Annotated in this window: 12 protein-coding genes; 6 read left to right on the top strand and 6 right to left on the bottom strand. The window is 65.6% G+C overall.

Translation table 11 applies throughout. The features are described from left to right. Positions 1-123 precede the first annotated feature (123 nt). Complete coding sequence (locus DES44_RS12205) at positions 124-1,224, top strand: ABC transporter substrate-binding protein (protein WP_058935172.1); 1,101 nt, start codon at positions 124-126, stop codon at positions 1,222-1,224. A 19-nt stretch (positions 1,225-1,243) separates the two neighbouring features. Here DES44_RS12205 and DES44_RS12200 read toward each other — a convergent pair whose 3' ends face one another. Further along, positions 1,244-2,140 (bottom strand): LysR family transcriptional regulator, encoded by an 897-nt coding sequence (locus DES44_RS12200; RefSeq protein WP_058935171.1) that lies wholly within the window; start codon positions 2,138-2,140, stop codon positions 1,244-1,246. Positions 2,141-2,260: 120 nt separating this feature from the next. On the opposite strand from DES44_RS12200, the gene DES44_RS12195 reads away from it, so the two are divergent. Together DES44_RS12195 and DES44_RS12190 are read left to right on the top strand one after the other, a co-directional pair. After that, positions 2,261-3,058 carry an NAD(P)H-dependent oxidoreductase gene (locus DES44_RS12195; protein ID WP_058935170.1) on the top strand — a complete coding sequence of 266 codons (798 nt, stop codon included), beginning with the start codon at positions 2,261-2,263 and terminating at the stop codon, positions 3,056-3,058. Positions 3,059-3,254: 196 nt separating this feature from the next. Further along, on the top strand, positions 3,255-6,068 hold the full coding sequence (locus DES44_RS12190; RefSeq protein WP_232309765.1) for a TonB-dependent receptor plug domain-containing protein: 2,814 nt from the start codon (positions 3,255-3,257) through the stop codon (positions 6,066-6,068). A gap of 7 nt (positions 6,069-6,075) precedes the next feature. Here the strand turns inward: DES44_RS12190 and DES44_RS12185 are convergent, their stop codons facing one another. Then, positions 6,076-6,651, bottom strand: coding sequence for a hypothetical protein (locus DES44_RS12185; RefSeq protein ID WP_058935169.1), 576 nt, complete (start codon positions 6,649-6,651; stop codon positions 6,076-6,078). 205 nt (positions 6,652-6,856) lie between these two features. Between DES44_RS12185 and DES44_RS12180 the strand changes: the two genes are divergently transcribed. Next, a complete protein-coding gene (locus DES44_RS12180) occupies positions 6,857-8,449 on the top strand; it encodes a hypothetical protein (protein ID WP_058935168.1) in 1,593 nt (530 codons plus the stop codon). Between the two features lie 118 nt (positions 8,450-8,567). After that, on the top strand, positions 8,568-9,572 hold the full coding sequence (locus DES44_RS12175; RefSeq protein ID WP_058935167.1) for an alpha/beta hydrolase: 1,005 nt from the start codon (positions 8,568-8,570) through the stop codon (positions 9,570-9,572). Between the two features lie 24 nt (positions 9,573-9,596). On the opposite strand, the gene DES44_RS12170 is transcribed toward DES44_RS12175, so the two are convergent. The 3 genes from DES44_RS12170 to DES44_RS12160 form a co-directional block, all read right to left on the bottom strand. Beyond that, positions 9,597-10,454 carry a hypothetical protein gene (locus DES44_RS12170; RefSeq protein WP_147307060.1) on the bottom strand — a complete coding sequence of 286 codons (858 nt, stop codon included), beginning with the start codon at positions 10,452-10,454 and terminating at the stop codon, positions 9,597-9,599. 16 nt (positions 10,455-10,470) lie between these two features. Beyond that, positions 10,471-11,145: a DUF6345 domain-containing protein gene (locus tag DES44_RS12165; protein ID WP_058935165.1), complete on the bottom strand. Its 675-nt coding sequence runs from the start codon at positions 11,143-11,145 to the stop codon at positions 10,471-10,473. A gap of 143 nt (positions 11,146-11,288) precedes the next feature. Then, positions 11,289-11,792 (bottom strand): cupin domain-containing protein, encoded by a 504-nt coding sequence (locus tag DES44_RS12160; protein WP_058935164.1) that lies wholly within the window; start codon positions 11,790-11,792, stop codon positions 11,289-11,291. A gap of 1,087 nt (positions 11,793-12,879) precedes the next feature. On the opposite strand from DES44_RS12160, the gene DES44_RS12155 reads away from it, so the two are divergent. Next, a complete protein-coding gene (locus DES44_RS12155) occupies positions 12,880-13,140 on the top strand; it encodes a hypothetical protein (RefSeq protein ID WP_058935163.1) in 261 nt (86 codons plus the stop codon). Positions 13,141-13,309: 169 nt separating this feature from the next. Here DES44_RS12155 and DES44_RS12150 read toward each other — a convergent pair whose 3' ends face one another. Further along, positions 13,310-14,215 carry a LysR family transcriptional regulator gene (locus tag DES44_RS12150; protein WP_058937414.1) on the bottom strand — a complete coding sequence of 302 codons (906 nt, stop codon included), beginning with the start codon at positions 14,213-14,215 and terminating at the stop codon, positions 13,310-13,312. Between the last annotated feature and the right edge of the window lie 9 nt (positions 14,216-14,224).

The raw sequence follows: 14,224 nt of genomic DNA, 5'->3' as shown, positions 1-14,224 counted from the left end.
TTTCACCGTTGAAATGCGCACTCCGTCACACCCAATGATGACCTTAGGGGAATCCCTTGGAGCTTTGAAGGAAAGTCCGTCGAGCATCCGCTCCCATAACCATCCATACCCAGGGAGACGTGAATGAGACTGCTGTCCTTGCTCGCATTGGCCGTGCTGCCGCTGGCCGCCCAAGCGGACATCCTGATCGGCCAGACGGCCGGATTTACCGGGCCCGTCGCGGCCAGCGTCACCGAGACGACGGACGGCGCGAAGCTCTACCTCGACTCGATCAATGCGTCCGGCGGCGTCAATGGCCAGACCGTGAAACTGGTGTCGATGGACGACAAGTTCGACCCGCCCACTGCCGCCGCCAATGCGCAAAAGCTGATCACCGGCGACAACGTCCTGGCGCTGTTCCTGACGCGCGGCACGCCGCACAACCAGGCCATCCTGCCGCTGCTGTCGACGCATCATGTGCCGCTCATCGCGCCCTCCTCCGGCGCGGCCCTGCTCCACTTCCCCGTCAATCAGTGGGTCTTCAACGTGCGCGCCACCTATCAGCGCGAAGCGGAACGGGCAGTGCGTCACCTGAGTCTCATCGGCATCGAGCGCATCGGCATCGTGCAGGTGGACGATTCGTTTGGCGCTGACGCCGTGATTGGCGCCAACAATGGTCTGGCTCAGGTCAACAAGACCGCTGTGTTCTCGACCAAGTTCGACCGCGCCAAGCCCGACTTCAAGGCGACTGCCCAGAGTGCGGTGTCTAGCAATGCGCAGGCCATCCTGTTCCTGGGCTCCGGCAAGGCCGTTGCAGACGGCATTGCCGCCATTCGCGCAGCGGGCTCCAAAGCGCAGATCGTGACGCTGTCCAACAATGCCGCACAAGGTTTTGTGAGCCAACTGGGCGAGAACGCACGCGGCGTGATGGTGACCCAGGTCTTCCCCTACGAGCGCTCCAAGGTCAGCAAGATCGTGACGGAGGCATCCCAGCTCGCCCAGGCCAAGGGCAAGGGCGAGATCACCCCCGCCATGATGGAAGGCTATGCCGCTGCCAAGGTGCTGGTGGAAGGCCTGCGCCGCGCCGGACCCAATCCCACCCGCCAGAAACTGCGCGATGCGCTGGAAGGCATGCGCAAGCTCGATATCGGCGGTCTCGAGGTCTCCTTCTCGCCGAATGATCACACCGGTCTGGACTACACGGACCTGTCGATCATTGGCCCGGACGGCAAGTTCATGCGCTGACGCATCTTCCTGGGCTGCGTCACCCAACCAGCGCCAGGATCTCCTCCCTCACCCACCGCTGCGCGACATGCCCATGGTTTCGCTCATGCCAGACCATCGCCATCTCGAACCCTTCGATCGGCACCGGGCATTCCAGCACCTGCAGCCGGCTGGAGCGGCCTTTCACCAGCCGCTCCGGCACGAGCGCCACGAGGTCCGACTTCATCACAATGTCGGGCACGAAGAGGAATGAAGCCGCAGACAACACCACGGTGCGCTTGAGGCCCCGCGCCGCGAGCGCCTGGTCCACCGGTGACGAAAACGCCCCGCCCGAGGGCGACACGATCACCTGCTCCAGCTTCGCGAACTGACGCGCTGTCAGCGTGCCCTGCACGCCGGGATGATCCCGCCGTGCAATGAGCACATACCGCTCGTGAAACAGATGCCGCTGTCGCGCCGAGGGGGGCGCCTCGCTCGGCATCAACAGCCCCACATCCACATCCCCCCGCGACAACTGCGCATCGATCTGATGCGGGTCCAAGTGGCGCACCGCCACCCGCAGGCCGGGGGCCCGCTTGCGAAGCCGCAGCACCAGCGGCTGCACCACGGCCGTCTGCATGTAGTCCGACCCGGCCATCGTCACCACCAGCGAGGCCGTCGACGGATCGAACTCGAGATGGGACGTGACGGCGCCGCGCACCTGGTCCAGCGCGGCGCGCAGCGGTTCCAGGATCTCCAGGGCCTTGGTGGTCGGGGTCATGCCGCGCTGCGCCGGCAGCAGCAGCGGGTCATCAAACACATCGCGAAGCCGGTTGAGCTGGGCGCTCACCGCCGGTTGGCTCAGGTGCAGGCGCGCCGCAGCCCGGGTCACATTGCGCTCGGTCAGCAGCGCTTCCAGGGTGACCAGCAGGTTGAGGTCCAGGCGGTTGGTATCCATGCCGTGGATAGTAGGACATCAAACAGACGATTTCACGGATGGCAGGCAAAGACCCACACTGCGATGCATCGGCCTCCCGGCCTTTGTTCATGTTCCCTCCTTCCCACCATCGAGCCTGCCATGTCCATCCCCACCCAGCGCCGCACCATCCTCCTCGTCCATGCCCAGCCGGAGCCCACATCACTGACCCGGTCCATGGTCAATACCGCCCGATCCACCTTCGAGCAGGCGGGCCACGAGGTGCTGGAGTCCGACCTCTACGGCATGGGCTGGAAGGCGGTGTATGACGCGCAGGACTTTCCCAACCGCGTCGACGCCGAGCGGCTGTCCTTCGTGCAGGAGAGCGGCCATGCCTACACCAGCGGTACGCAACCCGCCGATGTGGTGGAGGAACAGCGCAAGCTGCTCCGTGCCGATCTGGTGATTCTTCAGTTCCCGCTTTGGTGGTTCGGCATGCCGGCGATCATGAAAGGCTGGATCGACCGCGTCTGGGCGCAGGGCCTGGCCTACGGCTACCAAGGCGCCGGCAATCGCCACCGGTATGGCGAAGGCGGCTTCCAGGGGCGCCGGGCGATGCTGGCCGTCACCACAGGCGGGCCCGCCGCCGATTACGGCCCACGCGGCATCAACGGGCCGCTGGAGGACCTGCTCTTCCCCATCACCCACGGCGTGCTCTTCTACCCCGGCATGGACGTGCTGGCCACTCATGCCGTGCATGGCGTCGGGCGCATGGGCAGCAGCGACATCCGCGCCGCGCTGGACACCTGGAGCTCACGCCTGGCCCACATCTTCGAGGAGTCGCCCATCCCCTATCGGGCCCAGAACGGCGGCGACTTCGATGAGCACAGGCATCAGTTGCGCGATGAGGTCCAGCCGGGCGTGGTGGGATTCGCGGCGCACCTTCGGGACAGCGTCTGATCCCGCCCAGGCTGTTGGGAAACCCCAACCTCCTGGGTTTCTCAACAGCCACGCAGGGCCGGCCCCCCGGCCCTTCTGCATCGGGGCAATAAACAAATCAGAAACCCTTCTTTCACGGGAAGGACATGCATTTCTAGAGTGCGCTGCTTTCGCAGATCCCGGCCCGCCCAGGGCCCCGCACACAAAAGGAATGCCCTTGACCCCGACCGTTGACCCCGCGCTTCGTGCCATTGCGCTGGCCGCCACCCTGACTTGCCTGGGCAGCACGCTGGCGTTGGCCCAGACGACGCCATCCCCCGCGCCCGCGTCCCCTGCACCGGCCTCGGCTGCGGCGAGTGAACCCACCCGCACGGCCGCCCCTCGCACGAAATCCGCCGATGCGGCGTCCTCGACCCCGAACGCCGCCCCGGCCACCGACAAGACGCTCTCCACCGTCGTGGTCACCGGCTCGCGCATCTCCCGCATCGGCTCGGAAGGCCCCAGCCCCGTCACCGTGCTCAAGGGCGAGGACCTGGACCGGCTGGGTTATCGCAACGTGTCCGACGCGCTCTCCGGCCTCACGCAGAACACCGGCTTCACCCAGGGCGAGGACTTCGGCAACACCTTCACGCCGGCCGCCAATGCCATCAGCCTGCGAGGCCTGGGCCCGAATCACACGCTGGTGCTGGTCAATGGGCGCCGCGTGGCGGACTACCCCAGTCCCTACAACGGCTCGGTGAACTTCGTGAACATCGCCAACATCCCGTCGGCGCTGATTGACCGCATCGAGACGCTCAGCGGCGGCGCGTCGGCCATCTACGGCTCCGATGCCATCGCCGGCGTGGTCAACATCGTGCTCAAGCGCCACGTCGACGGGGTCACCCTCAACCTGCGGGCCGGTGCCAGCCAGCAAGGCGGCGGTGAAAACGCCCGCGCCCAGCTGACAGGCGGCTTCGAAGCCGGCGCGCTCAGCGGGGTCTACGGGGTCGAATTGAGCGGGCGACAGCCCATCTGGAGCCGTCAACGCGACTTCATGGCGGACACCACGCTCCAGGGCGCTGCACCGAGCGTGGTCATCGGGCGCCGCGATGCCAGCTCCGGACGTTATCTGGCGCCGACTGACGGCTGCGACGCCGGCAGCGGCCTGTTCCAGGGCTCGACGTCGGCCTACAGCTCGCGCAGCGGTGTGTACTGCGGCAGCGGCCGCACGTCCCCCAGCTTCTGGACCACCCAGACCGGCAACCGCAGCGTCCAGGCGGCTGGCGCGCTGACCTATGCGCTGGGCAATGGGCTCGAACTGTTTGCGGAAGGCCAGTTCGGCTGGGCGCACACTGAGAACAACACCCGCGGTCCCTCGTGGACGTCGCAGGCCGCAGGACTGGGCTATTTCCGCAACGCCAACACCGGATTGCTGGAGACCTGGACGCGCCGCTTCTCCCCGGAGGAAATCGGCGATATCGACCGCTACAACCGGATCTGGCAGGACTCCACCCACAACGTGGTGGCCGGCGTGCGCGGTGACCTGACCGGCACCTGGACCTTCGAGCTGTCCGCCTCCAGCGCCTACTACCTGAACAAGACCACCACGCCGCGCCTGCTGGCCAGCGTTGAGCAACTGTTGCTCGGCCCGCGCCTGGGCACCGAGGCCAATGGCACCGCGATCTACGCCGCGGACCCGGCGCGACTGTTCACCCCGCTCACCAACGCGGAATTCGACAGCGTGCTGGGCAAGAGCCGGGGCCGCAACAACAGCTGGAACCAGCAGGTCAGCGCCAGTGCCAGCGGTGAATGGTTGAAGCTTCCCGCCGGTCCGCTGCGCGCCGCTGTGGTGGCGGAAGCCGGCACCCAGGGCCTCACCAATGTCACCGATCCGCGTCTGGGCCAGGGCGTCTTCTACAACACCACGGAGGGGACCAACATCCGCGGCACCCGCGACCGTTTCGCCGTCGGCGCGGAACTCAATGCGCCCATCACCCGCCAGTTGACGGCCACGGTGGCCGGACGATACGACCGCTATCACTTCGACGGCCGCAACGAAGGCAAAACCACCTACAACGCGGGTCTCGAATTCCGCCCCGTCGATTCCCTGCTGCTGCGCGCCCAGCACGCCACGAGCTTCCGGGCACCGGACATGAACTACGTGTTTGCGCCGGAGACACGCGGGTATTACTCGTCCTCGACCGACTATTACCGCTGCGCCCAGAGCGGCGTGCCCTTGGCGCAATGTGATTTCGTCAATGTCTCGCCCGGCTTCAATTTCGTGCGGACCGGCGGCGATCTGAAGTCCGAACGCGGCCGGTCCTGGGGACTGGGGACAGTCTGGCAGCCGACGTCCAGCTTCGACGCCTCTCTCGACCTCTGGAAGGTCCGCATCAACGACCTGGTCACCGACCTGGATGCGGACCAGGTGCTGCGCAACGAAGCTGACTGCCGCACCGGCAAGCAGGAGGCGACCTCCCCGGTGTGCGTGGACGCCATCAGCCGCGTGACGCGCAACCCCGACAATGCGCTGGTGCGGCCCGGAGAGGTCACGCTGGTGCGAGTCAATCCAATCAATGCCGCACGCGAATCGACCTGGGGCTTCGACCTGGGCGCCCGCTACAGCTGGACGCTGCAGGACTGGGGCCGGTGGACGCTGGACGTGAAGTACACGCAGGTGCAGGACTACCGCTACCAGCAGTCCAGCGGTGACCGCGACTACAACCAGGTCGGCACCACCGACTTCACCGACTGGCGCAACAAGCTCAATGCGAATCTGACGTGGAAGGTGGGCGCTTGGACCCACACCCTGGCGGCGCAGCGCAACAGCAAGATTCCGCAGGCGGACGAGGAAGGCTATCTGCCCGCCTACTGGAATTTCAATGGCAGCACGCAGTGGCAGGTGAGCAGGCGCACCAGCGTCAGCCTGACGGTGAACAACCTGTTCAACAAGATCCGCAAGGACTCGACCTCAAGCTGGCCCTACTACCCGGTGGGCTACTACTTCCCGTACGGACGGCAGGGCTGGATCGAACTGGACCACCGGTTCTGATCGCGGATCAACGTCCCACCAGCCGGAAGTCGAATTGGATCGACAGCCGGCTGTCGGTGACCTGGACGGCATCGATCTTGAGCATCTGCACGTCGGCCTGAAGTCGGCTGCCAGTGCTCTTGAGCATGTCCTCCACCGCTTTCTTGACGTTGATCTCGACGGCGCCTGGCAGCGTCGGCGCGAGGCCCAGGTTCAACAGGTTGCGCGTGTTGGCGTCTTCTACTTCGTCGACGCGGATGTCGGTCAACCGTACGACCTGGCCCTGGGCGGCAGGGACGGCCGAGACGGTGGCGCCGCTGTTCAGCGAGACGCCGACACACTCCTTGCCCGATGGCACGCCCAGCCGGCTGTTCAGATGCGCGCGGATGATCACGCGCCCGCCTTGCAGCGACACCTTGGGGTCGTCAAGGTATGCGAAGCAGACGCCCTTTTGCAGATAGAGCCGGCCGTTGTCCTTGAACAGGCCTTCCACGACGAGCGACTGCACCGCGGACTGCTCCAGCACGATCTCGGCGCAGCGTGCGCTCAAGGGCCAGGCCAGTACGGCAGCGGCGAATAGGGCAGCAGGGAGCGCAGTCTTCATGGGCGGGTGTCCTCGATAGGTCTGTTGATCAGGGCAAACCGCGTGCGATGGCCTGCCGGGACGTGCGCGGGCGCGAACAGGTTACAGCGCCTTACGCCTTCCCCTAAGCCAGACAGTTTCGAGACAGCTTCCCGACAGGTTGTCCGTCAACTGCGCCTCTAAGGTGTCCGTTCTGACAACATCCTTTGGCAGCACGGACACCCTCATGCGTTGTTCCCTCAGCATTCTCGCCACTGCAACCGCCGCCCTGCTGGCCGCCTGCGCAGCGCCTCACCACACCAGCGTGCACGCGGACGTCGCCGTCGGCCGGCCCTGGACGCCGCCGCCACCGGCCTATCCGCCGCCACCGCCGCCGGTCAGCGTCTACGTGGAACCGCCTCTGGTGCAGCCGCCGCCGGTGCTCATCGATGTCGCGCCGCCGCCCATGCTGGTGGAAGTGCCCCCTCCGCCGCCCTACCCCGGCGCCGTCTGGACCGGCGGTTATTGGGGATGGCAAGGCCGCTGGGTCTGGTGCGCCGGCCGCTGGCTGGAACCGCCGCGGCCGGGGTATGTGTGGATGCAGCCCTACTATGAGCATCGCGACGGTGCCATTGTCTTCGTACCGGGCTTCTGGGCAGCGGAGCATGTGGCCTTCGTGCCGCCGCCGCGAGGCCTGCATCTGTCGCTGGAGATTGCCATTGGCGGCGGTAGTCGTCCGATGGGGCCGGAAGGCGTGTTCGTGCCACCTCCACCTGGCTCGCGCCCCGGCCTGATCGTGCCGGCCCCTGTGGGCACCGCGCCGGCCGTGGTGGTGAGCGCACCGCCCATCGTGAACGTGGGCATGCGGGTGCAGCAGAACGTCACCAACACCACCAATGTCACCAACGTCACCAATGTGACGAACGTGACCAACGTCCGGAACGTGACGAACAACGTCAACACGGTCAACAACGTGACCATCGTGGCCCCCGCCTCGGCGACCGCGAACGGACGGGCGTTCGAGGGACACGCACCGGCAGCGGCCCATCTGGCGGCGGCCATGCCACCAGTGGTCCGTGCTGTAGCGCCAGTGCCGACCAATCCGACGCCGGTGCCGGTTTACAGCGCGCAGCACATGGCGCCTGATCGCAATGGTGGCCCGGCCTTCGGTGCTCCTGGGGGGCACGGGGCATCGGGCGCCCCTGTCGGACCGCAAGGCCTGCCAGAGCAGCCGCCAGCGCAGGCCGGTCCACACCCGCAGATGGACCGGCCAGGATCCCAGCCGCCCCAGGGGCAGCCCGCTCAAGGCTTCGGCAATGCGCCGCAGATGCAGCCTCAGGCGCAACCGCACTCGCCTGCGCCTCAAGCGTGGGAGAACGGCTCGCAGCATCCCTCCTCGCCTGCAGAGGCCGGTCGCGAGTCGCCCGAGATGCAGCGTGGCCAGGGCACCCGCCAGGCAGCTGGCATGCATCCGCCTGCGGACCTGCGGCAAGCGCCCGACGCACGATGGACGCCCGACGCAGCGCCTGCAAATGATCGCCATGACAGCCACGATGGCCACGACGGACATGGCGCTCGCGATGGTCGCGATGGTCGCGACTACCGTGACGCCCACGCCCGCCCCAGCGATGTGAGGCCGGACGCCAACGAAGCCCGCGGCTCCCACGGTGGGCATCCCCAGGAGGCCCGCCCGCAGGACGCGCATGCTCACCCCGCGCCCCAGCATGCGGCGCCTGCGCGTCCAGGTGCGCCTTCGCATGAAGAGGGCAAGAAGGCCCCTGGCAAGGACAAGGAGCATCCGCGCAAGGAGGAGGCCGAACGGGCTGAGCGGGAACGCTGAGTGCTGCGTGCCACCGGGGCCCGCGCCCGTCTGGGCGTCGGCCCCTGTGGCAGTGGAGGTAGCGGGTGATAAGCTCCATCGACCCGCCCTCCACCGCCCCTCAGCCCTCAGGACCACCATGCATCGTGACCCCCTCACCCCCGCCGGCACCGTCCATCGACTGACGCTCAACAGCGAAGTGCTCGCCGGCAATCTGGTCGGCGCCCCCACGCGCCGGCAGATCGACGTTTACCTGCCGCACGGCCACGACGGACGCGGTCTGCCGCTGCTGGTGGATGTGGTGGGCTTCACCGCGGGTGGCCCCGTCCACACCAACTGGAAGAACTTCGGGGAAAACCTGCCGGAGCGGCTGGACCGTCTGATCGCTTCCGGCCAGATGCCGCCGGCCGTGGTCGCCTTCCCGGACTGCTTCACCCGCCTGGGCGGCAACCAGTATGTGAACTCAGTGGCCATGGGCCGCTGGGACGATTTCCTCCGCGACGAGGTGGTGCCTTTTGTGGAGTCCAGCTTCTCCTGCGGCGGCACGGGCCGACGCGGCATCTTCGGCAAATCCAGCGGTGGCTACGGCGCCATGGTGCACGCCCTGCTGCATCCGGACTTCTGGGCGGGCGCGGCGGTGCATTCGGGCGATATGGGCTTTGAGCTGCTTTACCGGCACGAATTCGTGCTGGTGCTGCGTGCCCTGGCCAAGGAACCGGACATCGGCCGCTGGGTCGACGGCTTCTGGAACGGCAAGAAGTTCAAGGACAGTGATGTCTACATCCTCATGATGCTGGCGCAGGCCGCCAGCTTCGATCCGGACCCGACCGCGCCCTATGGCGTGCGCCTGCCGGTGACCTTGGACACCTGCGAGCTGATCCCCGAACGCTGGGACAACTGGCTGGCCTGGGATCCGCTGTCGCTGGTCGAATCCCACGGCCAGGGGCTGAAGGCCCTCAAGGCGCTCTACATCGACTGCGGCGACGTCGATCAATACAACCTCGTGTACGGCGCCCGGCGGATGCACAAGCGCCTGACGGCGCTGGGGGTGGCTCACGTCTACGAAGAATTTCCCGACGACCACACCGCCGTGGACTACCGGATGGACGTGAGCCTGCCCCTGCTGGCCAAGGCGCTGGGCTGAGGCGCCGGGCCAAGGCCGTCTCCCTCAGGCCGCCAGCAAAGCGGGCCTGGCTTGCTGCCAGCGGCGGCGCTTGATGTCCGCATCGCCCATCTCGGTCGCCGCCACATACCGGACGAAGTCGTACTGCGGCAGCATGCGGGTGCTGATGCGGCCCTTGATCACATAGACCGGCACCAGCACGCTCTGCACCTCCGTGGGCGGGATCGACAGCAGACCCAGTTCCAGAGACGTGATGCTCACCTTGGACTTCGCGTCCAGCTGCGCGAACATGTCGGTGGCTGCGAACCGGCGCAGCACTTCCTCCGCCGGCACCGTGGCCCGGCTCTGGATGCGTTCCACGGCGCGCGCGAAGCGGTAGGCCTGCATCATCTCTCCGTCGCCACCTACGGTTACCTGCGCCTTCGCGCCGGGGCCGACCAGCGGCATGCCGTCCAGCGCGTAGCGGTAGTTGACCTGCAGGCCCACCACCTGGCGCTCTTCTTCCTTTTGCCCTCGGACGGCACGCCGCACTTCCAGCTCGGTCACGGAGTGCACCTGCGGCTTGGCATAGTCTTCGCCGATCATGCGCATCACCCGCTCGGCCATGGCAAGCGCGCGCTCGCGGTCCGGCGGCTCCTGCGGACCTTGGGACTTGCCGCGCCCTTCGCCATCGACATCCAGGCGCTCGATGCGCAGCGAGTGGCTGGCCTGGTAGACCTCCAGCATCTGCCGGTCATTGCGGCACACCCACCAGAGCCCGGCATCGGCCACGTCGCCCTTCAAGTCGAAGCGCTCGGCCAGTTGGGCCACCTGATCCGGCTTCCAGGCCGGCGGCAAGGCGGCATACACCGGCAGCTCGGACGGGGCATGAGGAAACTCGGGGAATTGGATCTTGACTGTCATGGTGTTCTCCATTGCCTCAGCAGGCGCCGCGTGCGTAAGCCAGGACCGTCGGGTTGACGGGGTCGGACGAGACGCTGCCCTTGCCCCACCAGTGGTCGTTGTAGGTGTCGGTGCCGGCGGCATCCGCGCGCAGGTAGGCCCACTCGGTGTCCGACGACTCGGTGTCCTGGCAGGCCTTGATCCAGGCGCGGCGCATGGTCTCGCCGGCATTGAGGTACTGCGCCAGCAACCGGCCGCGATCCGGTTCGTCCGAGGTCGTGGTGTGAAAGCCCAGGATGTAGTGCAGGCCCTTGAACACAGGCCAACCCCAGCGGCCGAACACGCCATCGGCCTCCAGCACATTGCAGGCATCGAGCGCGATGAATTCGAGGTCCTGGTCGCCCCAGCGGATCTCGGTCGGCCGCGCCCGCGCGTCATCGATCTTCACGCCGAACATGAAGCCGCCCGGGGATCCGTGGCCGGAGAAGAACACCATGTCGACGTTGTCGGCCCAGGTGGTGTCAGTCCCGGAGGACGGGCTGCCGACGCCCTGCTGCTCGAAGTCCCGGTCCCAGGCCAGGTCGTCTCCCCACTGGAAACGCCGCGTGGCGCTGAGGGTGTTGTAGAAGCCTTCAGCCTGAGGCTTGGTGTTGTTGAGGTTCGATGCCAGACCGTGGTACTGGCGAACCCATTCGATTCCGATACTGCCCATTGCACTACTCCTTCAGAACCGGCGCATTGGCCGTGCTAGAGAGGGCGCAACGATGCGCCTTCGGTTCTGCGGTCGACATCCACAAAGGAGTGGACGCGGAGGGGCTGAGGGAGAAGAAGCTAGGGGGGCGAAGTTAGGGGCCTTCAGTCGCGGGGGAGCGGGGGTTCGGTGCTTTCGCCGTCGTAGTAGTCGACCGTGCTGGCGGCGCGGAACATCTTGTGCACGCCGGGGGATGGTGCGTCTGCGTGGACGCCGATCTTGTCTGAGTCGGGGTATTCGCAGACCTCGATCTCAGCGAGCGTGGACAGCGACAGATACCGCATCGTTGTGCTGCCGGTGTTGATGATCTGATGGGCGGTGGAGCGGTCGCCGGTGGGGCAGGCAATCACGTCATGCGGGCGGATTTTGTAGCGCTGGTCGCCGTAGCGCAGTTCCCCTTCTCCCTCCAGGATCAGGAACATCTCTTCCTCCGCGCGGTGGTTGTGGAAGGGGCACTGGGCTTTGCCGGGGGGCAGTTCCGTCAGGTTGTAGCCCAGCTTCTTGGCGCCGATGGCGGCGCTGAACTGCGCGCGTTTGGAGGTGTAGTAGCCGTTTTCTTCGATGTCGGTGAAGACGACGTCGTTGAGGTTGACAAGGGGCTTGGGCATGGGGGCTCCGTGGGCGTTTGAGGGCGTAGACAACGGGATGACGGGGATGGCCAGGGCATCGTGCCCCCCAGCCGTTGCCTCCGCAAGGACCATACGCGTCAAGTCTTTGCAGCCACGAGGGGCACCCAGCAACGCAGTGCCAGTATGGCCAAAAGCCCGCCGAGGACCATGAAGGCAGCAACCCACACAACATCGGAGGTGAATGCGGCAAACAGACCGAATGGAAAGAGGATCACCTCACTGAGAACGCTGCTGGCCGTCCGAGCTGGATGAAATCGCCCCCCGCATTGCTTGCATTTGGCAGGGAAGCGCGCAGTTGAACCTTAGGCTATGAGCGGATTTACACGGTGAGGTCGGTTGCAGGTAGGGCAGTCGCTCATGGAGCTTGGACGAAGGCAGTGCTTGCAAATCGTAGCCGACCGAGGTTGCGTGCCCTCGGGTCTATCGCGGCAAGGTAACATTTCCGGATGACGTTTTACGCTGGCGGATTTGAGAGTCCGACTTTTCGTCGGTTTGCAATGGAGCAGCGTTCTTACAGGGCCCGGTCTATAGCGTTCAGCCGACAGCCGCCGCGTGAAGGACCGCTCTTACTCTAAAGCGCCTACGAACCATGAAGGGCCGCTTTGCAGCGAAATCGGACCCCGTACCATCTAGGGCCATGAAGCTTCTCTTTGTCGTAGAGCACGCCTTTCAAATCGCTGGAGGGGGCTGCGTTCTCGCGCCCGGCCCGGCCGCGGGTACTGGAGGTAGAGTGATGAAAGTTGGATCGGCAATTCGACTTGAGCTAGACGATGGCACGGTGCGTGACACATATGTCAACGGCATCGAGATGCTCCACTATGGCTCACGTCCCCGGCCCACAGTCCTCACGGTGCCAATCCTTCTTCCGAACGACCTGAAGAAGGATGACGTTCCTCCCGGAACACGGGTCTTCCTTCTCTCGGACTGACTTCCGTTTTCAGCCTGAATCTGCGGCGAAATCGCAGCTTCATTGGACTCGGATGATTTAGGCTTCCAACTTTGCAGGCGCACGCGCTCGTACCATTCCCCACGGCCCCAAAAGTCGATGTTGCTCCTTCAACAACAAATGAAGCTGTTCTATGAGGCTGCCAATCGCTACCTCGACGGGGATGCGAATGTGCAGGAGCTGAATGGCATCGTGGCGTATTGCGCGTGGCTTGCTTCGCAGGGCGATGCGCCATCGAGCTTCCGTGAGCTGATTGCCGAGTGGGGTGACACGGTGAGCCGGCGATGGAATGAATGCGGCATGGAGGAACGACCATTGTCCGAAGGCGAGTTCAGGGCATGGCTACGGGAGCAGCTCCCCTTCCGTGCTGATAGTTCTTGACTTCCGCTTCCAGCCTGAAGCTCCCCGCACCTTGAAGCGCGGCCTTACAGCAGAAGCAAACTCCCGGTGTACTACCAGTCACCGCATGCACCTACGCTCAGAGACCCGTAAGCGTTCCGAGAAGTCATATTGACGCGCGCGGAGCGCCGACAAGGCCCCAAAGCAAGCGTTAGCCCGGAAGGTTCTTCATCAAGCTGTCCATCCACTCGATGAAGACCTGCAACTTCGCACTCCGATGCCGATGCGGCGGAAACGCCACCGACATCGGCATCGGCTCACATTCCCACCCCTCAAACAGCCGCACAAGCGCCCCACTGGCGACAGCATCCACCGCCATATAGGTCGGCAACCAGAGCACCCCCATCCCGGCCAAGCCCGCACCGAGGTAGGCATTGCCATCGTCCAGCGCCACCGCGTAGCGCCCTTGAATCTCGACGCGCGTGCTGCCCTGCCGCAAGTTCAGCGGCAACACCCGCCCGCTTCGCGAGCTTAAGAACCCCACCACCCGGTGATGCGAATCCTCCAAGTCCTTCGGGTGCCCCGGCGTTCCCGCAAGTGCCAGATACCCCGGCGCGGCATAGACGCCCAGCTGCAGCTCCCCGATGCGCCTGGCCACCAGCGTCGAATCCGCCAATTGGCCGCCACGCACCACGCAGTCGACGTTGTCCCCGATGACATCGACCTCCCGGTCACTCACCCCTACTTCCAGCTGCAGGTCCGGATACCGCGCATGAAAAGCCGGCAATGCCGGCACCAGCACCTTCAATGCAAACGGACTGGGCACATCCACCCGCAACAAGCCACGCGGCGAAGACGACGCTGTCCTCACGCTGGTATCGGCCTCATCCAGATCCGCCAGCAGCCTTACGGCACGGTCGTAATAGGCGGCGCCTTCCGCCGTCACCTTCACCTGCCGCGTCGTCCGATTCAGCAGCCGGACCCGCAGGTGGGCCTCCAACTGCTGGATCTGCTGTGTCACCGTGGTCTTGCTCAGCTGCAAGGTGTCAGCCGCTCTGGTGAAGCTGCCCGCCTCTACGACGCGCACAAAGGCCTTCAGCGTGTCGAAACGATCCAAGGCGCACCC

The sequence above is a fragment of the Roseateles depolymerans genome, assembly GCF_003387155.1.
In the GTDB taxonomy this organism is placed as follows: Bacteria; Pseudomonadota; Gammaproteobacteria; order Burkholderiales; family Burkholderiaceae_C; genus Roseateles; species Roseateles depolymerans.
Note: the sequence above shows the minus strand (reverse complement) of the source record. Positions and strands in the feature narration are given on the sequence as shown.